This is a genomic window from Glaciimonas sp. Gout2 (assembly GCF_035018905.1).
In the GTDB taxonomy this organism is placed as follows: Bacteria; Pseudomonadota; Gammaproteobacteria; order Burkholderiales; family Burkholderiaceae_D; genus Glaciimonas.
In genome coordinates, this window is sequence record NZ_JASJXA010000010.1 from 15,042 (window position 1) to 37,197 (window position 22,156).

A 22,156-nucleotide genomic window follows, 5' to 3' on the forward strand; every position below is an offset into this window, starting at 1 on the left:
CGTTATTTAAGACTTTGACTGGTTATTTTGTTGGTGCTGTCGGCGGAGGTGCGGGCGCATCCTTTGCGATGCCACTATCTTGGGTGGCTTTTTTAGCTTCTTTATTGCCGCCCGAAATACGTGCAAGATAGTCTGCCTCAGTCGGCAGGCCACCACCGTCTACGCGAACTACAAGGTTATCCTTGAAGAAAACGCTGACGCGGCTGGAAGTGATTTCGCCATTGCCTTTTTGCAAACGGAAAACATAATCCCAACGATTCGCGTGAAACATGTCTGTCAGTAATGGCGTACCCAGCGCAAAAGATACTTGCTCTGTGGTCATGCCTTCCTTGACTTGCGAGATCATCTCTTTCGAAACAAAGTTACCCTGTTGGATATTGTAGCGATAAGGAGAAAGGATTCCGAAAAAACGGGGATTCTTTATGGTTTGGACGCCATCGCCCGCTCTATCGCCAGTCGGTATTCCCGAACTGGCGTTAGCTGCATTGGCGCCGGTGGCCGAAGTCGGTCCGTCAATGAGAGGATTTTTTGATGCGCAGCCAGCCAGCAAAGCCATGGAAACAGCAGCTATTGTAAAGGCGGAGGTGCGGGCAGTACGGGAGAGCAACATTCGCATAAGTATCTTAATTGATTGAGCAATTGTGCTAAAACGCTATATGATAAAGCAGATCATCCATTTGCGACGTAAACATGCCTAACAATCCATCCGAACTAAAAGCTAGTGGCCTTAAAGCTACTTTGCCCCGACTCAAAATTTTGGAAATATTTCAAAATAGTGAAGTCCGACATTTAAGCGCTGAAGACGTTTATAAAATTTTGCTTACCGAGAATCTTGATGTCGGTTTGGCAACTGTGTATCGTGTATTAACCCAATTTGAGCAAGCTGGCTTGTTGCAGCGTAATCATTTTGAAACCGGCAAGGCCGTTTTTGAGCTAAACGAAGGATCGCATCATGATCATCTGGTGTGTCTGACCTGCGGTCTGGTCGAAGAGTTTTACGACGAAGAAATTGAGGTTCGCCAGAAAGCCGTCGCCACAGAGCGTGGCTTTGAGATTGCGGATCACGCCTTGGCGCTGTACGGTCACTGCCGGAATTGCGTAAAAAAGTAATTGGGTCATGCGCCGAGTAGCATTAATGCTGTGCGTTCCAAAGCTTCGGATCGTAAGGCATTAAACGATGCTTGCTGTTTTTCTTACTGAGCGAGACTTAGTGATCCGAAATAGTTATTAAGCCAGACTAGTTCTGGCTTAATGCATTGGAAAGCAGCTTTGCTGTAATGTCGACAATCGGTATCACGCGTTGATATGCCATGCGCGTCGGACCGATCACACCCAGCGTGCCCACGATTTTTCCGTTCACCTCATAAGGTGCGGTGACGACGCTCATCTCTTCCATTGGAACCAGTTGTGATTCGCCGCCAATGAATATTTGAACGCCGGTGGCCTTGCCTGATATGTCCAGCAGTCGCATCAAATTGGTTTTTTGTTCAAACATATCAAACAGCTTACGTAAGGAACTCATGCTCGATGACAGGTCAGTCACGCTGAGTAGATTGCGCTCACCTGAAATGACAACTTCGTCAGCATCGTCGGTCATCGCCTCGCTACCGGCCTCAACTGCGGCCAACATGAGTCGATTCATATCATCCCGCAACTGGCGAACTTCGGTTTGCAGGCGTAAGCGAACGTCATCAATACTATGGCCTCCGTAGTTTTGATTGATAAAATTGGCCGCTTGTACGAGCTGTGAAGGGGTGTAGTCGACATCTGTTAACAAGAGTCGATTTTGCACATCGCCGCTAGGGCCGACGATGACGAGCAGAATACGTTTTTCAGAAAGTCGTAAAAATTCAATCTGCTGAAACACCGATTCACGCCTTGGGGTTAGTACCACGCCTGCAAATTGTGAGAGCGATGACAACACTTGCGCAGCGTTGGCGATGATCTTTTGCGGCGAGTTAGTTTGCAGTCTTGCCTGCATTCTCGATTCGAGCACGCCCTCGTCAATCGGCTGGACCGTCAATAGTGTGTCGACAAAGACACGATAGCCGCGGGGCGTTGGTACCCGTCCCGCTGAGGTATGCGGACTCGCAACAAAACCCATTTCTTCCAGATCGGCCATGATATTGCGTATGGTCGCGGGAGATAATTCCAGCCCGGAAATTTTTGAGAGTGCGCGCGAGCCTACCGGTTGCCCATCCGCGATGTAGCGTTCCACGAGGGCTTTGAGAAGAGTTTGAGCGCGAGTATCAAGATGCATGGCGATTATTGGTAAGTGCTGGCGTGATTTGCCATGAGCCAGGTCTGACAGGTGTCTGGCCCTTAATAATTGTATTTATACACTGTTAAGCCGAATCGCGCCTATTCGTCGGCGTGGATTTTCTCTATCAAAAGAGATTTTATGAGGGATTTTACGTGCTGGCGGATTGATCTTCCAGCCATGTTTCAAGCTCATGTAACGTGACGCATTGAGCATCTGCTACGATTCCAACGGGCAATACGCGGTCAAACCGATTAATCCAAACGCTTCGCAAGCCAGCTTCACGCGCGCCCACCACGTCTAAAAGCGGATCGTCACCCACATAGACCGCTTCTTCGGGTCTGACATTAAGGGCTTGGCACGCCGCATGGAAGATCGCGGGATCAGGTTTAGCGCAGCCGAAGCTATGCGCGGCGATGGATATAGCGAAATGCTGTGACAGGCCGATTTTCTCCAGATCCGCAAATCCGTTCGACACTGAACCCAGTAATACGTGTTGTCCTAAGCGAGATAGCACCGGTTGAACGTCGTCAAAGGGCGTCACCGCATGACGCGCCTCAGCAAACAGCGCCATGGCGGCATCAATCTTGCTAATATCTTCGCCAACAGTATTAAATGCTTCAGTCAGTCCAGCGTGTCGTAAAGCCGATAAATTAATTTTGAATAGGGCATTAGTGGCACTCAACGCTTGACGCCGTTGCCGCAGACTGGCGATCGTAAATGCCTCCGAGACGGCCGGTGCGTTGAGGCAAAGCCAGTCATACAATAATTGCTCTGCGCGGATCAATACCGGTACGATTGGCCAAAGTGTATCGTCCAGGTCGAACAAGACGGCTTTAATGGGTGCAGCGCTGGGCGAGTGTTGACGGTGACTAGCGATATTATTCATGGAATCGTGGAGTATCCTCTAGAGAAGCTTTAATGCAGACCCAAATTATGGTCTAATCGGCGGCATGTGGCCTATAAAATTATCTCATCAACAGAATTTACCTAGTTTGCCTAAAACTATTGCGATCGTTGGCAAGTATTTTGCCGCCGGTATTGACGACTCATTGACCGAGGTGGCCGACTTTCTTCAGGTGCGCGGACATAAAGTCGTGTTTGAGGCCGAGACCGCGCAAAATATTGCCTTAACCGGATTCGAGGCGATGACGCCCGAGCAAATCGGCCAGCAAGCCGATGCCGCGATCATTGTCGGCGGCGATGGCACGATGTTGGGTATTGCGCGTCAACTGGCACCTTACAATGTTCCGCTCATCGGTATTAATCAAGGGCGACTTGGTTTTATGACCGATATTTCTCTTGAACGCATGCTTCCGGTATTGGGGGAAATGCTGGATGGAAATGTCGAGTCGGAACGGCGGACCTTATTACAAGGCGTGGTCAAGCGTGACGATGTCGTTATTTTTAGTGCGCTAGCGTTTAATGACATTGTTGTCTCGCGCGGCGGTACTTCCGGCATGGCAGAGTTGCGGGTCGATGTGGATGGTCGTTTTATGTATAACCAACGTTCCGATGGCCTGATCGTTTCGACTCCCACCGGTTCTACGGCATATGCGCTTTCTGCTGGCGGGCCTTTGCTGCATCCATCGTTGAATGGCATTGTGTTGGTGCCGATTGCACCGCATGCGTTGTCCAATCGTCCGATTGTCGTGCCGGACAGTAGCGAAATCGTCATTGAAATTGTCAATGGTCGGGAGATCAATGTTAATTTTGATATGCAGTCGCTGACCAGTCTGCAACTTGGGGACCGCATCGTCATCCAGCGTTCTGAGCACGCGATCACTTTTTTACATCCTGCTGGCTGGAGTTACTATGAAACCCTGCGCCAGAAGTTACACTGGAATGAGTATCCTTCGGCAGACGGTCATTTGCGTTAATTGCGGAATGGGTGCGGTGTCCTGCGCGATCAATTGCAGTACACTGCTGCTTCGACGGTATTGTCACCAGCGCTGACCGCCGATACCTTAGTCCGCTTTCCTGAAACCGATTTTGTTCTACAACCTGATTCGATTCCATGCTGCGCACCCTTTCCATTCGCGATTTTGTTATCGTTGATGCCATTGAGCTTGACCTGGCCTCTGGCTTTACTGTCTTCACCGGTGAAACCGGTGCGGGGAAATCCATCCTGATCGACGCGCTTGCTTTGGCGTTAGGTGGGCGGGGTGACGCCAGCGTCGTACGCGAGGGTGCGGCCAAAGCAGACATCAGCGCCGAATTTTCGGTATCAAACCGCAGCGAAGGCAGCCCGATTGACACCAGTGAAGCAGTCAGAGCATGGTTGACCACGAACGAATTTGAGAGCGAAGAAGGTGGTGTACTGCTGCGCAGGGTGATAGATAACGCAGGACGTTCCAAGGCCTACATTAACGGCATTGCCGCGACCGCAGGGCAATTGCGCGAACTCGGCGAAATGCTGGTCGATATTCATGGGCAACACGCGCATCAGTCGCTCTTGAAAGCGGATTCACAACGTCTACTGTTAGATGGACAAGCAGGATTGCAGGACGATTTGCAAATCGTTGCGGCTGCGTATAAAAAATGGCGTGGATTGGCGCGTCAACGTCAGGAATTTGAGACAAACGCCAAGAACGTTTTGCTGGAGCGCGAGCGCCTCGAATGGCAAGTGAGTGAGTTGGAAAAACTAGCGGTCAAGCCGGGCGAGTGGGATGACATCACCAACGAGCATAGTCGCTTGTCGCATGCCGCCAGCTTGATCGAAGGCGCGCAAGAGGCGCTGAATATAATTTCAGAGTCTGATATTCCCATGCTGTCGCAGTTATCAGGACTCAACATCAAGATTGGAAAATTAGTCGATCTGGATGCGGATATGAAGCCGGTATTGGAAGCCCTGGAACCAGCGCGGATTCAGTTGCAAGAGGCGGTGTACGCCCTCAATGATTATCTGAGCCGGGTTGAGCTGGATCCTGCACGCCTGAACGAAGTGGATCGCAGGTTAGAGGCAATTCACTCCGCTTCACGTAAGTTCAGGCTCGAACCTGATGCTATACCGCAGGAGCTCGTCACGCTCTCCGTCCAATTGCAGCAATTAGCCGATGCCAGCGATCTTGATGCTTTGCGCGCGCAGGAAGAAAAGCTTAAGACGATCTATCTTGGATTGGCGCAAAAGTTATCAAAGGCCCGCGCCAAAGCGGCCAGAAATTTGACGAATACCGTGACGATAGCGATGCAAGAGTTGAGTATGAATGGTGGACGTTTTGTAGTCGCTTTAAACCCTTGTGAACCTGCTGCGTATGGCATTGAACAAATTGAGTTTTTGGTCGCTGGCCATGCCGGAGTTGCGCCTCGACCCTTGGCAAAAGTTGCTTCCGGAGGCGAACTGGCGCGGATTGCCTTGGCAATTTCGGTCATTACGTCAAGCGCCACGGCTACCCCAACGTTGATATTTGATGAGGTCGATAGTGGAATCGGTGGCGGCGTCGCCGAGGTAGTCGGCCGCTTGCTAAAACGCCTTGGTCAGGCGCGTCAGGTGTTATGCGTCACCCACTTGCCGCAGGTCGCGAGTCAAGCCAATCAGCATTTTCAGGTAAGTAAACAAAGTGCTGCCAACAAAACCGTATCGGCAATTGATGGCCTTGATACCAAGGGCAGAGTGGAAGAAATCGCGCGGATGTTGGGCGGTCTTGAAATTACCGCAACAACGCGTAAGCACGCACGCGAGTTACTGGCTTCATAGTGGAACGTCGAAGGCGGTGTTGCGCATTATCCAGATAATGCGGCGGCGCGGTCAATGACGCGCGCTAAGTAAGAAGTTTCAAGGAACTGGTTTTATTCAAGCTTTCAAGTGCGCTCACTATATTGTGCCGCAGATAATTTTTTAGGAATTTCGCATGCGCTTTCGTAAAGAGCCACCTTTCACTCACGGCACGACATCAAAAACAGCAGTCGTACTGGTAAACCTGGGAACACCTGACGCGCCAACATCTAGCGCGGTGCGGCGGTATTTGAAAGAGTTTCTTTCCGACACGCGAGTGGTTGAAATCCCACGGGCAATCTGGTGGTTGATTTTGCATGGCATTATTTTGCCGTTTCGTTCAGGAAAATCAGCCCTGAAATATGCGTCGATCTGGACCAATGAGGGCTCACCACTCAAAGTGCACACCGAAAAGCAGTCAACCTTGTTACGTGGTTATCTGGGGCAACGTGGGCACAAAGTGCAGGTTGCCTATGCCATGCGGTATGGCAATCCGTCCGTGTCATCGGTGCTGGACAAATTAAAGTTGGACGGCTGTGATCGGGTACTCATTGTTCCAGCCTATCCGCAGTATTCGGCGACCACCACGGCGTCCATTTTTGACGCCGTATTTAGTCATTACGCCAAGGTACGCAATGTGCCCGAGTTGCGTCTTATCAAGCATTATCATGATCACGAAGCCTATATTCATGCGCTAAAAGAGTCGGTGCTGACGCATTGGGCGATGAATGGGATGCCGGATAAGTTGGTGTTGAGCTTCCACGGTGTCCCCAAGCGGACATTGCTGCTGGGTGATCCGTATCACTGTGAATGTTATAAAACGGCGAGATTGCTGGCACAGGCGCTAGATTTGTCACAAGAGCAATATATGGTGACATTTCAATCGCGTTTCGGGAAGGCGGAGTGGCTGCAACCATATACTGCACCAACATTAGAAAAATTAGCCAAACAAGGCGTCGAGCGCGTTGATGTCATATGCCCAGGATTCACCAGTGATTGCCTGGAAACATTAGAAGAGATTGGTATCGAAGCAAAGGCCGATTTCTTAAAAGCAGGCGGTAAGGAGTTTTATCTGATCCCATGCCTGAACGAATCATCAACATGGATTCAAGGCTTGGCGACGTTGGTAGAGGAGCAATTAATCGGTTGGCCAACCCATTTGTCCCCCAATGACGTTGCTGAGCAAAAGCTGCAAGAGAAAGTGCAAAAAGATGAGGCGTTGCGCGTCGGTGCTGAGAGATGAAGTAATTAATGCCACGAATCATGGGTACGAATGCTGTGCTGTCGTGGTCGGCAGATTCTACTCCTTAATGCAATTAATAGATTTTCTATTAATAAATCGCGACTAAATGTGAATAGCTTATCCAACCGGCCGCTAGTGAAATATACAGCAGCATGAAGGCCGAAATAAGAGATAGTTTCATGGTATTCACCTATTGACGAGTCAACTTTTAATAACTTTTAATTTTCAATTTGAATGCCTTGAAATTTGAATAAATAAGAGTAAAAGCCAAATGATAGTGCGCTTGATGCGTCGCAGCAAATTCAAAGGGGTAAAATGTGAAACAAATTGTTGCAACGCCACACATTTGACACGCCATAATCCCCTTGAAAAAGTAGGGGATAGCCCCATTTGGCAAGTCATAGATCAGTTTGTCCCGCTTTAAAGTGGTTTTAAGGGCGCCGAAAAGCCGCCGGAAAACTTTTTTTTGCACACGTGATAACGCAAAACCTTAAAACATCGCAATACACCGCATTAAACGGATTTAACACATCATTAAGTCATTGATTGCAGGAGATTTTTGAATGGAAGACATGGAAAAGCAGACCGCGCAAGTTGAAACCGAAAATACCATCGCTCAAGAACAAGCGGCGGTCACGCCTGAATCAGCATTAGAAGTCGAATTAGCAGAAGCGCTAGCCAAAATTGCTGATTTGCAAGATGCATTTTTGCGTGCCAAGGCAGATACCGAGAACGTTCGTCGTCGTGCCCAGGAAGATATCGCGCGCGCCAGCAAGTTCGCTATCGAAAATTTTGCCGAGGCAATGGTTCCAGTGAAGGACAGTCTGGAAATCGCATTGAAACTGGAAACACCTTCTGTCGAGTCGTTAAAGGAAGGTGTGGAAATGACGTTGAAGCAGTTGGTTGCAGCGTTCGATAAAAATCGCCTTCTCGAAATTTCGCCAGAACCGGGCGAGCGTCTTGATCCGATGAAGCATCAGGCGATTTCAATGGTACCAGCCGAGCAAGAGGCAAATACCGTCGTGAGCGTGTTGCAAAAGGGCTACATGATTTCAGACCGCCTGTTACGTCCGGCGCTGGTCACTGTTGCTCAAAGTAAATAAGTCGGCATTAAGTGAAAATAAGCGTGTAAATAAGCGAGAAAATCAAAAATAATCGCTTATTTCCGCTGAAAAGGCTTGAAAGCTTGATTTTTCTCCCAATATTTAGCATATCAAAATTCAACAAATTTAGTAAAGGACAGCATCATGGGTAAAATTATCGGTATTGATCTGGGTACGACAAATTCTTGTGTTTCCATCATGGAAGGCGGCAAGCCTAAGGTTATTGAAAACTCCGAAGGCGTGCGTACTACGCCATCCGTGATCGCTTATCAGGAAGACGGCGAAATTTTGGTCGGTGCACCTGCTAAACGTCAGGCTGTCACAAATCCAAAAAATACGCTGTACGCAACCAAGCGTCTGATTGGTCGCAAGTTCGACGAAAAAGAAGTGCAAAAAGATATCTCGTTAATGCCTTACGAGATCACTAAAGCCGACAACGGCGATGCATGGATTGCTGTGCGCGACAAAAAACTGGCACCGCAGCAAATCGCTGCAGAAGTGCTGCGCAAGATGAAGAAAACCGCTGAAGATTACCTCGGCGAAGAAGTCACAGAAGCGGTTATCACCGTTCCTGCATACTTCAATGATGCACAACGTCAGGCAACCAAAGACGCTGGCCGTATTGCTGGTCTTGATGTGAAACGTATCATCAATGAGCCAACCGCAGCCGCATTGGCTTTTGGACTGGACAAGACCGAAAAAGGTGATCGCAAGATTGCTGTGTATGACTTGGGTGGCGGTACTTTCGACATCTCGATCATTGAAATCGCCGACGTTGATGGCGAAATGCAGTTTGAAGTGCTGTCGACTAATGGCGATACTTTCCTCGGTGGTGAAGATTTCGATCAACGCATGATTGATTACATCCTCGACGAGTTCAAGAAAGTTAACGGTATCGATCTGGGTAAAGACGCGATTGCACTGCAACGTATTAAAGCGTCCGCTGAGCGCGCTAAGATTGAGTTGTCATCGTCACAACAGACCGAAATCAACGAGCCGTACATTGCCATGGCTAACGGCGCACCAGTCCATCTGACCATGAAGATGACACGTGCCAAGCTGGAGTCTTTGGTCGAAGAGTTGATCGAAAAGACCATTGCACCTTGTCGTATTGCGATTCAGGACGCGGGCGTCAAAGTATCTGACATCGACGATATCATCCTGGTCGGTGGTATGACGCGTATGCCTAAAGTGCAAGAGAAAGTAAAAGAATTCTTCGGTAAAGATGCACGTAAAGACGTCAATCCAGACGAAGCGGTTGCCGTTGGTGCCGCGATTCAAGGTTCGGTATTGTCTGGTGATCGTAAAGACTTGTTGTTGTTGGACGTAACGCCTCTGTCGCTCGGTATCGAGACAATGGGTGGCGTGATGACCAAGATGATCAAGAAAAATACGACTATTCCGACCAAGTTTAGCCAGGTTTTCTCGACAGCAGACGACAATCAGCCAGCCGTAACAATTAAAGTGTTTCAGGGTGAGCGCGAAATGGCTGCCGGTAATAAAGGCCTGGGCGAATTTAATCTGGAAGGTATCCCGCCAGCATCACGCGGTACGCCACAGATTGAAGTGACTTTCGATATCGACGCGAACGGTATTTTGCACGTCGGCGCGAAAGACAAAGCAACCGGCAAGGAAAACAAAATCACCATCAAGGCAAACTCTGGTTTGACTGAAGATGAAATTCAAAAGATGGTGCGTGATGCTGAATTGAATGCTGAAGACGACAAGCGCTTGAAAGAGCTAGCTGAAACGCATAACCAAGGCGATGCTCTGGTGCACTCAACCCGCAAATCGCTGGCTGAATACGGCGATAAGTTGGAAGCGGCAGAGAAAGAAAGCATCGAAGCAGCGATCAAGGAACTGGAAGAAGTGTTGAAGGGTAGCGACAAAGCCGCCATCGACAACAAATCAGCAGCCTTGAGCACTGCGGCGCAAAAACTTGGCGAGAAGATGTACGCCGATATGCAAGCGCAGCAAGCTGCGGCTGGCGGTGCTGAAGGTGCTGCCGCAGGTGGTGGCGCATCAGAAGGCAAGCCAAAAGAAGACGACGTCGTTGACGCCGACTTTAAAGAAGTAAAAGATAAGTAAAACCCGTCCGGGCAGTGGTTTGGAGGGTTCTCCAAGGTACTGCATTGACGCGCCGGACATAGCTTAAAGCTCTGTTCGGCGTTTTCGCTTTGAACAAATTGCTATCTTGCTGCAACTGCGGGATTGATTCTGGCCTTGAAATTGCTTGAGGTTTTTGCAAATGCTTCAGCTTTAGGCGAAGTTAATGATCAGAGTGCGATGTTTAAACGCCTTCGCTGGGTTTAATTGTCGGACATCGTTAAATTCGGTAGGGAAGTTCTGACCGAATGGTGAGCTGTCGCAGATACGCTAAAAATAGCAACTGTGTTCTTAAATAATAAGTAAGGTGCCAAAACATGGCGAAACGTGATTTTTACGAAATTCTGGGTGTAGCGAAAAACGCTTCTGATGAAGAGATCAAGAAGTCGTACCGCAAACTCGCGATGAAACATCATCCGGACCGTAATCCGGATAGTAAAGGCGCCGAAGATAAATTCAAAGAAGGCAAAGAAGCCTACGAGATGCTATCGGACCCGCAAAAGCGCGAGGCCTATGATCGCTATGGTCACGCGGGTGTCGATCCTAATATGGGTGGAGGCGGCGGTGGCGGTGGCGGTGGTTTTGCCGACGCTTTCGGTGATATCTTCGGGGACATCTTTGGTGGCGGCGGTGGCGGTGGCGCGCGAGGTGGTCGTGGCGCCGGTCCTCAGGTATATCGCGGCGCAGATTTGCGCTACAACCTGGAAATCACGCTGGAGCAAGCTGCGCATGGTTTTGATACCACGATTCGGGTTCCTTCGTGGGATGCGTGCGAACCTTGTCACGGCAGTGGTGCCAAGCCTGGAACGCAGCCGGTAACCTGCCCAACTTGCGGCGGTCATGGTCAAGTGCGGATGCAGCAAGGATTTTTCAGCATCCAGCAAACCTGCCCTAAGTGTCATGGCAGCGGAAAAGTGATTGCTGAGCCGTGCGCGTCATGTGCAGGCGCTGGACGTATCAAGCGTAACAAGACGCTCGAGGTGAAAATCCCGGAAGGTATCGACGACGGAATGCGCATTCGGTCATCCGGCAACGGAGAGCCGGGCACAAACGGCGGTCCTCCTGGCGATTTATATGTCGAAATTCATATCAAGCAACATGGCGTATTTCAGCGTGATGGTGATGATTTGCATTGCGAAATGCCGATCTCATTTGCCAAAGCAGCTTTGGGTGGTGAAATTGAAGTGCCGACGTTAAATGGCAAAGTCTCCTTTACCATTCCTGAGGGAACGCAATCTAGCAAAACCTTCCGTCTACGCAGCAAGGGTATCAAAGGCGTGCGTTCAGGTTATGCGGGTGATCTGTTTTGCCATGTTGTGGTTGAAACACCAGTCAAGCTTAGCGATCGTCAGAAAGACCTTCTGCGTGAATTCGACGAACTGACTACTGAAGGCGGTGCTAAGCACAATCCTCAGAGTAAATCGTGGAAAGATAAGGTTAAAGAGTTTTTTGAATAGGGTGTAATGGCGCTTAACCTAGGCGGGTTCGATGTCCTAAATCTGTCTATAACTTTTAGCTTGCGCCTTCAATAGCCGCTGATCCGTAATGGTTAGCGGCTATTGTCTATTTTACTTTCGCTGTCTTATTTCAAGCTGTGGTCCGCGACTGGACTGATAGCTAGCCATATCCAATAAATTGGTAATTCGGAATCGAATACAATCGTAGTTAGCATTTTCTCGCTACACTCCCATCGCGCTTATGTGTTGTTTTTAACAAATGTTAGCTCTGAAATGCATGTGTCGATTACCAATATTTAGGTGCAAATTATCGTCACTTTTAGCAGGGCTTTCAAAAAAAAAGTTCTTACGCGCCATTTTCGATAAAATGTCGTGCACGCGGGCTTACATGAGTTGCATAAACATCATGTTGATAATCCGTTAATTTGATTGGAAAATGATGATAGAACATAAAAATGTCCTAACCACGGAACAACTTTTCGAAAGCAACCGTCAATGGGCTGCCGGGATGACGGCACGTGAACCTGGATTTTTCAAAACATTGGCAGCACAACAGTCACCAGAGTATTTCTGGATTGGGTGCTCTGATAGCCGGGTTCCGGCAAACGAATTATTGGGCCTTCGTCCGGGTGAATTATTCGTACATCGGAATATTGCAAACGTTGTTGCGCATAGCGATCTGAACTGTTTATCGGTGCTTCAATTTGCAGTTGATGTGCTGAAGGTCAAACATGTATTCGTGGTCGGTCATTACGGCTGTTCCGGCGTTCATGCGGCGTTGACCAAGCGCCGGGTCGGGCTTGCTGACAACTGGTTGCGTCACGTCCAGGACGTGCATCAAAAGCATGAGCGCTATTTGGGTGAGGCTTTACCGGAACAATTGCGTCATGATCGCCTGTGCGAGCTCAATTCGATGGAGCAAGTCGGTAACATCTGTCAAACCACGATCGTTCAAGATGCTTGGGAGCGAGGGCAGGAACTGACGATTCATAGTTGGGTGTATGGCTTGCAAGACGGCTTGCTGAGAGATTTGGGCGTCACTGCCAGTGGTCCGGACGACTTGGCGAAAGCGATGATCTGCAGCCTGAAGCGGTATGAAGATTGAGATAAAGTAAGAAAAATCGGATTTGGGCACGCTAGCGCGAAAACGATTTCAAAATAAATTGATCTTTGAAGAGCCGTTTATAAGAAAGTAAATCGCTCACAAAAAATCCCCAATCAGGAATGTCCGATTGGGGATTTTTGTATTTTGATCGATTATCTTGCTCGATTTATCTTGCTCGATTTATTTTGCCGTTAAAGCGTTTAAGAGCGGATTAAAGAATATTCCTAAAAGCAATGCTCCGGCGCAGGAAATGACTTGTCCTTCACCGCCGCGATATACGCTTTGATGGCTGAATCAATATTCGGTTGGCCTTGCATAAAATCTTTAACAAAGCGTGCTTTGTGACCCGGAAACACGCCCAGTAAATCGTGCAACACTAACACTTGCCCGGAGCAATCCGGACCAGCCCCAATGCCTATCGTTGGTATAGTAAGCAATTCAGTGATTTCCTTGCCCAGCACCGCCGGGATCGCTTCGAGAACCACCATGCTGGCACCGGCAGCCTGCAATGCCAATGCATCAGATTTCAGTTGTTCCACCGCAGCGCTGGTTTTACCCTGTACTTTGTAGCCGCCCATCTGATGCACAGACTGCGGCGTAAGGCCGAGATGTGCACAGACCGGAATCGCGCGTTCAGTGAGAAAGCGCACGGTTGGCGCGAGCCACGCGCCGCCTTCCAATTTGACCATTTGTGCGCCAGCCTGAATCAGCTGTACGGCGTTGATAAAGGCGGTCTCCGGCGTGCCGTAACTGCCGAACGGTAAATCGGAAAGCACGAGTGCGGTGGGCTTGGCGCGACTGACACTGGCTGTGTGATAAGCAATATCTTGCACGGTTACCGGCAATGTTGACGAATGTCCCTGACACACCATGCCGAGCGAATCACCAATTAATATAGTGTCAATTCCGCAGCGATCCAGCAGCGCGGTAAAGCTAGCGTCGTAACAAGTCAGCATGGTAATTTTTTCGCCCTTATCACGCATGTTTTGCAGCACTGGTATCGTTACCGGTTTCGTCCGTGCCTGCGCTGATGTCGCCGCTTCGCCTTGCAAATAGCCTGCCATATTATTCTCCGCGATTAAAAAATTCACGCTTGCCACGCATGCTTTCGATGCGATCCAGCAGCAATGCGAAATCACCATCATTGCCTGATAGATCCATATGTTGATTATTCACGATCAGTAAAGGGGCGGCTTCGTAATCGTAGAAAAAGCGGCTGTAACTCTCACATAATCGCTTGAGATAGTCGAGGGTAATCCCCGATTCCATTGGAATGCCACGTTTTTTAATGCGTTCAATCAGCGTGTCAGGTTCAGCTTGCAGATAGATGACCAAATCGGGTGTTGGTGTTTGTGGACGTAAGTGATCGTAAAGTTGTTGATACAGTTTCAGCTCTTCGTCAGCTAAGGTCAGATTAGCGAAGATAGGGTCTTTATCGAGCAAAAAATCTGTAACTATCGCGCTCGAGCCATCGAAAAGATCGGTCTGTGAAAGGCTGCGCAACTGATTGACGCGTTGGAACAAGAAAAACATTTGTGTCGATAGCGCATAACGCGATTGATCGGCATAAAACTTTTCCAGAAATGGGTTACTTTCCGGTTGCTCGAGCAGAACTTGTGCGCCAATGTGTGCCGCGATTTTTTGCGTTAAGGTGGTTTTACCGACTCCGATAGGGCCTTCAACCACGACGTACCTGTAATTATGTAGATTCATATTCGAAAGATAAAAGGGATCGCTTAACTCACATACGATGTGAATGAATAAGTGGCAATATTGTCATGAGAACAGTCGCAAAAAAGATTGTGGTCATGTTGCGTTGGTCTGTACTTAGCGAGCATGGTGTAACAAGTTTAGCGTAAACGCTTTTGGGCGTTGGCCCAATATCGCCGAAGATCACACGTTCCGCTGGTGTTATCAATATTGATTCAGTTAAATTTTGGCAATCGACTGATCTGCCACTTGCGGCATGAACTGATGCGCTGGCCCGTGTCCGGGTATGGTGATAAAAGGGTCAATTTGCAACAGCGGGATCAAGACAAAAGCGCGTTGTATCATGCGGGGATGTGGCACGGTCAAGATCGCATCGGCGATCGTCATCGCGCCATATAACAATAGATCCAGATCCAGAGTACGTGGTGCATTCGGATAGGGACGTTCGCGGCCGAAACGTTGCTCAATGTCCTGAAGCGCTTGCAGCAACGCATGCGGCGTTAATACGGTATCGAGGCTGACCACAGCGTTGACGTAGTCATCGCCGCTGGAATCAATCGGAGCCGTGCGGAACAGGCTGGATTGCGCAATGATTGATGTCTTGGGCAATCTGCCCAGTTGCATAATACCGTTAAGCACGTGTGCCTTGGCGTCGCCCAAATTCGCACCGATACCAATGTAACTTTTGACAGGATGCAGATCAGCCACGCTTAAGCACCGTCCTGCGTGCCGCTACTGTTACCGCTGTTGCTGCTGCCAGGACTGCGCGGACTCCGGCGTCGCGCACGTTTTTTTGGCGGCGGGCCTTCGTTGGTCAACTTTGGTTTCTGTGCCAGCAAAATTTCACGGCCGGTACCGTCGGCTTCCATAAAAGCGGTCCACCATTCGCCCAGTTCGCTATCCAGTTCACCGGAAGCGCAGCGCAATAGCAGAAAGTCGTAGCCCGCACGCAAGCGTATATGTTCCAACAATTTGTATGGCGCTTTACCTACGCGACGTTCAAAACGCGGTTGCATAGCCCAGATATCGCGCATGTCTGAAGCGATTTTCCGTTGCAACGCCAACTTGTCGGTTTGGGCATCCAGCACATCATCCGCGGCAAGATGCAGCGCCGGAATAGGAAATTCGCCAGCAGCTTTGTAGGCCGTCCATTTTTCGAGTACTTGATGCCACAGCAACGATGCAAAGAGAAAGCCGGGCGAAACGGGTTTGCCTTGCAATACCCGCTGATCGGTATTTGCTAATGCCAGCGTGACGAATTTTTCGCCCATCGGTTGCTCAAGAACCACGTCCAGCAGCGGCAGAAGGCCGTGATGTAAGCCTTCTTTGCGCAGTTGTTGCAGACAAGCCAGCGCATGCCCGCTCATGAGCAATTTCAGCATTTCATCAAATACGCGTGCAGTCGGCACGTTATTGATGAGGGTTGCCATAATAGGAATCGGGGCGCGGGTGTCCGGTTCAATCGTAAAGTTTAACTTGGCGGCGAAGCGAACAATCCGCAACATGCGCACCGGATCTTCGCGATAGCGGGCCTCGGGAACGCCGATGATGCGCAAGGTCTTGGAGCGAATATCCGCAATTCCTCCGTGATAATCGAGGACACTCTGGCTACTTGGATCGTAATACATGGCGTTAATCGTGAAGTCGCGTCGGATTGCGTCTTCATGTTGCTCGCCGAACGTGTTGTCGCGTAACACCCGGCCATGCTCATCCTTTGGCGCGCCTGTCGATGAGGCGCCACGGAAGGTGGTGACTTCGATCAACTCTTGGCCAAACATGACGTGGACTATTTGAAAGCGCTTGCCGATCAAAAAGGCGCGTCGAAATAACCGTTTGACCTGCTCCGGCGTAGCGTTAGTGGCGACGTCGAAATCTTTTGGTTTAACGCCCAATAGAAGATCGCGGACCGCACCACCGACGATGAAGGCCTTGAAACCGGCTTCTTGCAAGGTGCTGGTGACACGGATCGCATTGGGCGAAACGAGTTGAAGGTCAATGCCATGTTGCTTGGGGCTTAGCACCACCGGCTTGGTGTGGTCTTCCACCTTTTTTTTGGGTCCGAGAATGGAGCGAATCAGCTTTTTGATCATTGTGTCTTGATTATATGTTGGCTATATGTCGCCTCGACTACAGACGAACTCAAAAAACCACCTGCATCTACCAAGCTTGTCTGTGCGATGCATGCTCTCGTTATTGCAAATGGTGTGATTGTATTAACACTTAAACTTGCATTTGCATGAGATTGCATAGTTGGCAGCATCGCCAATCCAAATTGGGGCGTTTGTTACGGTTTTTCTAGAGATGTGTCTATTCGTCGAACAACTGCAGTATTGACCAACCGTGTGCGTCAGCATGTGCTTTTAGCTGGGCATTTGGGTTGGTAGCGATCGGATCGGTCACCAGCATCATCAGCGGTAGATCGTTATGCGAATCGCTATAGAAAAAAGACCGTGGAAAGCTGGAGAGCGTCATATCCATCGTTGCCAGCCATGCGTGGGTATGAATAACCTTACCAGGGCCGTATGTCGGCGTGTCTAACAGTTTTCCGGTGATTTCTCCGTCATCCGTAGTTTCTGGATCGGAGGCAATCAAAAAGTCTACGCCAAGTGCCTTCGCAATCGGTTCGGTGACAAAACTATTGGTGGCTGTCACGATGGCGACCAGATCGCCCGCATCGTGATGCTGTTGCAGAAGGTCTAACGCCTGCGGAGTAATCCGCGGCACGATCACTTCTTTCATGAATTGTTGGTGCCAGGCGTCAAGCTGCTTACGCGGAAATGTAGACAGCGTGCCGAAAGTGAATTCCAAATACTTTACCGGATCGAGTGTACCCGCTTGATACTGGGCAAACCATTCGGCATTACTTTTACTAAATAGATCAGCATCCACCGCACCGATGCGGATTAAAAATTGGCCCCACTCATAATCCGAGTCGATCGGCAGCAGAGTGTGGTCAAGGTCGAATAGGGCCAGATTCATAGTGATTTTTCTTCAGATTCGAGTTGTAACAGGCTGCGTAACAACGGCAGGGTTATAGGACGCTTAGTTTCTAGCGAGTAACGATCAAGTTCGTCCAGTTTTTCCATTAATGAGCGCATATCGCGTCGAAAATGCGTAATGAGATAGGGTAGCACGCCACTCGACAAGGTGAGTCCACGTGCTTGCGCTGCTTGTGACAATGTTGAGATTTTTTCTTCATCGCTGAGGCCATTTAGTTGATAAATCAGGCCCCATCCAAGTCGCGTTCGCAAATCTTCACGTATGGTATGGGTTAATTCTGCCGGCGGTTGTGCGCCGCTGGTAATAAACCAACCGCCATGCTCACGAATTTGATTGAATAAAGCAAACGCCAAAATCTGATCTTCTGCGCATAGCTTGTCGCAATCATCAATCAGATAGCCGGTATCTTCGGCAGAAAAATGAAACAGACCAGCGCTATAGGACTCGTTGTATTCAATTGCATGATGCGCGTTTAAATCAGCAGCGCTGATCAGATGGGCGTTAGTAATGCGTGCAAAGGCTTGCAACAGATGGCTTTTTCCGGCACCGGATTGACCCCATAAATAGACGAATCGATCTCCCGGTGCGGTTGCTGAGGTAGTCGATGGCGCTGTCAATTGGCGCAAAAACTGCAACACTTCCTGATTGTTTCCAATCACGAAAGTATCGAGCGTTTGCGCGTCGTCGGCAGTAATATCGAGTAGTAATTGCCTCATGCTTGATTTTTCATACTTTTTACAGACTTAATTGCGTATTGAGTTGCGTATTGAGTTGCGCATTGAACGCGCTATTAAATTCCGTACGTTGTTGATATAAATGCATTTTACTGAGTATAAAAACTACTATTCAGATAATGCATGCGAATATGTTTCACAATGACCGACATAATCGCCGAAGTTGGTAGCGCCAGCAAGATGCCGACGAATCCAAATAGTTGTCCGAATGCCATTAAAGCAAAAATTACCACCAGCGGGTGCAAGCCAATCCGCTCACCGACCAAACGCGGCGTCAGGAAGAAACTTTCAAGCATTTGACCTAATCCATAAACAATTGCCACTGCCGCTAAACCGTGAAAACCGCTGAACTGTAACATCGCTGCGATCAGCGCCAGCGCTAAACCGAGACCAAAGCCCACGTATGGAATAAACACCAGCAAACCGGTGATGATGCCGACCGGCAGCGCTACGTCAAAACCTGCAATTGCCAGGCCGGTTGAGTAATAAATCGCCAGAACCAACATCACCAACAATTGACCGCGGAAATATTGCGCCAGCAATCCATCTACTTCAAGGGCCATGCTATTGGTCTTGGCTTGCCAGCGACGCGGGACCATGTGACCTAATGTGGCAATAAATCGATGCCAGTCTTGCAATAGATAAAATAACACGATTGGGACTAACAGTATCGTTGCGATCCAACCTAATACCGCGGTTCCACCGACTTTGACCGAAGCCAGAACCGCAGCCCAGATTTCGTCACCGCTGGTTGCCATTTGTTTGGTCAGCATCTCTTTGATACCACTACTATTTAGTCGAAAATGAATACCAAAGTCTTCCAGGTGCGGGCCAATAAAACCATCTAATTTGGTCAAAAAGTTTGGAATTTGGTTTTGTAACAACGGAAATTCAGTCCGCAACACCGGTATCACAATGAGGATAACTGCCAGAATCGCAAGCGATAGTATCAGCATGACAAGCAATACCGCCAACGCCCGTGGAAAAGGGTATTTTCCAATCCGCCGCCTAGCTAGCCAGTCAACACCCGGGTTCAGCGCGTATGCGAGGATGGCAGAAGCCACAAATGGCGTCATGATCGGCCCCAAAGCAACAAAAAGCGCAATGAGCAATATCGCCACAACTAGCCATAACATTGTTTGTTTTTGTTCGTCAGTAAAAGAAAATGGCATGTAATTGGGGGATAGTTGAATCGGTTTGATAAAATAGCGCTTTTATCGCGGTAACGGAACAAAGTAAACTCACTAATAGAGTGTTTACTTATTGTTGTTTTGCTACGCGCGGACGTATTCCTCTATTTTACCGCCTCTGCTGCCAATCACATCATGACTTCAACAACCAATGTTTCTCTTTCTTATCGCGACGCCGGCGTTGACATGGACGCCGGCGACGCTTTAGTCGAGGCTATCAAGCCCTTTGCCAAGCGCACAATGCGTGAAGGCGTCATGGGTGGCATCGGCGGTTTTGGTGCTCTCTTTGAAATCAGCAAGAAATTTAAGGAGCCAGTGCTGGTCTCTGGAACCGATGGCGTCGGCACCAAGCTGAAATTAGCATTTATGCTGAACCGCCACGACACCGTTGGTATCGACCTGGTCGCCATGAGCGTCAACGATATTTTGGTGCAAGGTGCCGAACCGTTGTTTTTCCTGGATTATTTCGCTTGCGGAAAACTTGATGTTGCCATCGCCACCGACGTCATCAAGGGTATCGCTCAAGGTTGCGAGCAAGCTGGTTGCGCGCTGATCGGTGGCGAAACCGCCGAAATGCCAAGTATGTACCCGGAAGGCGAATACGATCTTGCCGGTTTCGCGGTGGGCGCGGTAGAGAAGTCGAAATTGATCGACGGTACCAAAATCACGCCGGGCGATGTCATTCTTGGTCTGGCATCGTCTGGCGCGCACTCCAACGGCTATTCATTGGTACGCAAAATTATTTCGGTTGCACAGCCTGATCTGGACGCGGACTTCCACGGTCGTCCACTAGCGGATGTTTTGATGGCGCCGACCCGGATTTACGTCAAGCCATTGCTGGCCTTGATGGATGCGATGGAAGTCAAAGGCATGGTCCACATTACTGGTGGCGGCCTGGTAGAAAACATTCCGCGTGTATTGCAAGACAATCTAACCGCTGAACTGCATCGCGATGGCTGGACGATGCCACCACTCTTTACATGGCTGCAACAGCACGGCGGCGTGGCTGATGACGAGATGCATCGGGTCTTCAACTGCGGTATCGGGATGGCGGTAATTGTGGCTAAGGAAAACGCTGACGCTGCGTTTGCACAATTGCAAGCTGCCGGTGAGACGGTTTTCAAAATCGGTACAATCCGCACACGTGCTGAAGGCGAAGCACAGACGATCGTTTTGTAAAACGTTTACAGTAATTTGTATTAAAAAAGGCTACGAAGAAATTTTCGTGGCCTTTTTTACGTGGAAACCAATGATGTAAAAGTAAATACAATCCTTGCATTTATACAGTCGCGCGGTGAAGCGCCTGCCTTCTGCGTTGGGCGACGTCGGACCGTCTCCATTATGAAAGCATATTTTGTGAAGTGCCAACCAGTCAGGGGAATTTTTTTAAAGGTTCGATCCGATGTTCGACGAATGGTGACTACAAAGAATTTATTGAGATAGTAAAAAATACGACTGAATTTGATACACGTCACCGAAAGAAAAATCCTAATTCAGGCGACGTGAAGTAAATCAAATAAATCTACTTTTGCCCCGTTTCGTCATTCTGGGCCAGCGTTTGTAGTGCCGCTGGCGTGCCAACCCAATTGATTTCTTTTGGCATCGTTACCAAGGGTTGACGTTGATCGGTTTTCAACGCTGCTGAATCGACGGCAGTTGCTACCGTGTGCCAGACCGGGTCTTCGATTTCGTCGAAAACTTCTCTCAAGCGACTAGACCAACCGCTCGAAATGGATTTGAAATATTCATTTTTCGAATCGATAGTGACGAAGCGGGTCAAGGCCAATTGTCCACTTTCATATACCAGCAGATCTAGCGGCAAGCCAACCGATAGATTGGAGCGCAACGTTGAATCCATTGAAATCAGCGCACACTTCGCAGCCTGATCTAGGGTGATTTCCGATCCAGCCAACACGCGGTCGATGATCGGTTTGCCGTATTTGGATTCACCAATCTGGAAGTAGGGATTTTCGTCATGCGCTTCGATGAAATTACCTGCCGAATAAATCTGAAACAAACGGCAGCGCTCACCTTTGATCTGGCCACCAAAAATGATGCCGACGTTGAAGTCGATGCCAAATTTTTGCAAGGCGCTCGCATCGCGCTCGTACACCAACCGAATAGCGGCGCCTACTATTTGCGCTGCCTCGTACATTGAGGTGGCGTTCCAGATACTTTTGCCATCGGCATTAGTGTGTTCTGAAATGATTTGTTTAATCGATTGCGAAATGGATAAGTTGCCAGCAGTCATCATGACTAGCATGCGTTCGCCAGGATTCTCAAAGACACTCATTTTACGAAAAGTGCTGACGTGATCAACGCCAGCATTGGTGCGCGAATCGGACAAGAAAACGAGTCCGGCCTTCAGGCGCATAGCAACACAATAAGTCATGATGTAGAGCTCAAAATACAAAAAATGGATTTTACAGCATAGCCATTTAATCCTGGTTATCTAACTAGTAACACGCACATCAAGATGCAACAAGTCGATTTTCCACTATATTTCATGTTGGAACTATTATATTTTGAATGT

The 22,156-nt window shown here is 49.0% G+C and carries 20 protein-coding genes; 9 read left to right on the forward strand and 11 right to left on the reverse strand.

Annotated elements, in window-relative coordinates:
* Positions 1–22: 22 nt before the first annotated feature.
* On the reverse strand, positions 23–616 hold the full coding sequence (locus QN379_RS09210) for an outer membrane protein assembly factor BamE (protein WP_323506526.1): 594 nt from the start codon (positions 614–616) through the stop codon (positions 23–25).
* A gap of 74 nt (positions 617–690) precedes the next feature.
* Here QN379_RS09210 and fur point away from each other — a divergent pair, with 74 nt between their 5' ends.
* Positions 691–1,110: a ferric iron uptake transcriptional regulator gene (gene fur / locus QN379_RS09215; RefSeq protein ID WP_322233579.1), complete on the forward strand. Its 420-nt coding sequence runs from the start codon at positions 691–693 to the stop codon at positions 1,108–1,110.
* Positions 1,111–1,237: 127 nt separating this feature from the next.
* On the opposite strand, the gene hrcA is transcribed toward fur, so the two are convergent.
* Together hrcA and QN379_RS09225 are read right to left on the reverse strand one after the other, a co-directional pair.
* Positions 1,238–2,260 (reverse strand): heat-inducible transcriptional repressor HrcA, encoded by a 1,023-nt coding sequence (gene hrcA, locus QN379_RS09220; RefSeq protein WP_322233576.1) that lies wholly within the window; start codon positions 2,258–2,260, stop codon positions 1,238–1,240.
* 151 nt (positions 2,261–2,411) lie between these two features.
* Entirely contained in the window at positions 2,412–3,149 is a 738-nt protein-coding gene (locus QN379_RS09225; protein WP_322233575.1) for an HAD family hydrolase, read from the reverse strand.
* Positions 3,150–3,213: 64 nt separating this feature from the next.
* Here QN379_RS09225 and QN379_RS09230 point away from each other — a divergent pair, with 64 nt between their 5' ends.
* From QN379_RS09230 to can, 7 genes are all read left to right on the forward strand, one after another.
* Positions 3,214–4,140 carry an NAD kinase gene (locus tag QN379_RS09230; protein WP_322233573.1) on the forward strand — a complete coding sequence of 309 codons (927 nt, stop codon included), beginning with the start codon at positions 3,214–3,216 and terminating at the stop codon, positions 4,138–4,140.
* Between the two features lie 137 nt (positions 4,141–4,277).
* Entirely contained in the window at positions 4,278–5,957 is a 1,680-nt protein-coding gene (gene recN, locus QN379_RS09235) for a DNA repair protein RecN (protein WP_323506527.1), read from the forward strand.
* Positions 5,958–6,111: 154 nt separating this feature from the next.
* Positions 6,112–7,218, forward strand: a complete 1,107-nt coding sequence (gene hemH / locus QN379_RS09240) for a ferrochelatase (protein ID WP_322233569.1) — start codon at positions 6,112–6,114, stop codon at positions 7,216–7,218.
* A gap of 563 nt (positions 7,219–7,781) precedes the next feature.
* The gene (gene grpE, locus QN379_RS09245; RefSeq protein ID WP_322233567.1) at positions 7,782–8,321 is read left to right on the forward strand and encodes a nucleotide exchange factor GrpE; all 540 of its coding nucleotides are present in this window, start codon (positions 7,782–7,784) and stop codon (positions 8,319–8,321) included.
* A 144-nt stretch (positions 8,322–8,465) separates the two neighbouring features.
* Positions 8,466–10,409, forward strand: coding sequence for a molecular chaperone DnaK (gene dnaK / locus QN379_RS09250; protein WP_322233565.1), 1,944 nt, complete (start codon positions 8,466–8,468; stop codon positions 10,407–10,409).
* 335 nt (positions 10,410–10,744) lie between these two features.
* Positions 10,745–11,884 (forward strand): molecular chaperone DnaJ, encoded by a 1,140-nt coding sequence (gene dnaJ, locus QN379_RS09255; protein WP_322233563.1) that lies wholly within the window; start codon positions 10,745–10,747, stop codon positions 11,882–11,884.
* Positions 11,885–12,320: 436 nt separating this feature from the next.
* Positions 12,321–12,989: a carbonate dehydratase gene (gene can / locus QN379_RS09260; RefSeq protein WP_322233561.1), complete on the forward strand. Its 669-nt coding sequence runs from the start codon at positions 12,321–12,323 to the stop codon at positions 12,987–12,989.
* A 224-nt stretch (positions 12,990–13,213) separates the two neighbouring features.
* On the opposite strand, the gene panB is transcribed toward can, so the two are convergent.
* The 7 genes from panB to QN379_RS09295 form a co-directional block, all read right to left on the reverse strand.
* Entirely contained in the window at positions 13,214–14,053 is an 840-nt protein-coding gene (gene panB, locus QN379_RS09265) for a 3-methyl-2-oxobutanoate hydroxymethyltransferase (protein ID WP_322233559.1), read from the reverse strand.
* A gap of 1 nt (position 14,054) precedes the next feature.
* Positions 14,055–14,702, reverse strand: a complete 648-nt coding sequence (locus QN379_RS09270) for a deoxynucleoside kinase (protein ID WP_323506528.1) — start codon at positions 14,700–14,702, stop codon at positions 14,055–14,057.
* Positions 14,703–14,918: 216 nt separating this feature from the next.
* On the reverse strand, positions 14,919–15,398 hold the full coding sequence (folK, locus tag QN379_RS09275) for a 2-amino-4-hydroxy-6-hydroxymethyldihydropteridine diphosphokinase (protein WP_323506553.1): 480 nt from the start codon (positions 15,396–15,398) through the stop codon (positions 14,919–14,921).
* 11 nt (positions 15,399–15,409) lie between these two features.
* Positions 15,410–16,789, reverse strand: a complete 1,380-nt coding sequence (gene pcnB, locus QN379_RS09280; RefSeq protein ID WP_322233556.1) for a polynucleotide adenylyltransferase PcnB — start codon at positions 16,787–16,789, stop codon at positions 15,410–15,412.
* A 217-nt stretch (positions 16,790–17,006) separates the two neighbouring features.
* On the reverse strand, positions 17,007–17,678 hold the full coding sequence (locus QN379_RS09285; protein ID WP_322233553.1) for an HAD family hydrolase: 672 nt from the start codon (positions 17,676–17,678) through the stop codon (positions 17,007–17,009).
* On the reverse strand, positions 17,675–18,415 hold the full coding sequence (hda, locus tag QN379_RS09290; protein WP_322233551.1) for a DnaA regulatory inactivator Hda: 741 nt from the start codon (positions 18,413–18,415) through the stop codon (positions 17,675–17,677). Before hda ends, QN379_RS09285 begins: the two co-directional genes overlap by 4 nt.
* 107 nt (positions 18,416–18,522) lie before the next feature.
* On the reverse strand, positions 18,523–19,605 hold the full coding sequence (locus QN379_RS09295; RefSeq protein WP_323506529.1) for an AI-2E family transporter: 1,083 nt from the start codon (positions 19,603–19,605) through the stop codon (positions 18,523–18,525).
* Positions 19,606–19,758: 153 nt separating this feature from the next.
* Here QN379_RS09295 and purM point away from each other — a divergent pair, with 153 nt between their 5' ends.
* Positions 19,759–20,802 carry a phosphoribosylformylglycinamidine cyclo-ligase gene (gene purM, locus QN379_RS09300; protein ID WP_322233547.1) on the forward strand — a complete coding sequence of 348 codons (1,044 nt, stop codon included), beginning with the start codon at positions 19,759–19,761 and terminating at the stop codon, positions 20,800–20,802.
* A 343-nt stretch (positions 20,803–21,145) separates the two neighbouring features.
* Here the strand turns inward: purM and QN379_RS09305 are convergent, their stop codons facing one another.
* Positions 21,146–22,015 (reverse strand): peptidase, encoded by an 870-nt coding sequence (locus tag QN379_RS09305; protein WP_322233543.1) that lies wholly within the window; start codon positions 22,013–22,015, stop codon positions 21,146–21,148.
* Positions 22,016–22,156 lie beyond the last annotated feature (141 nt).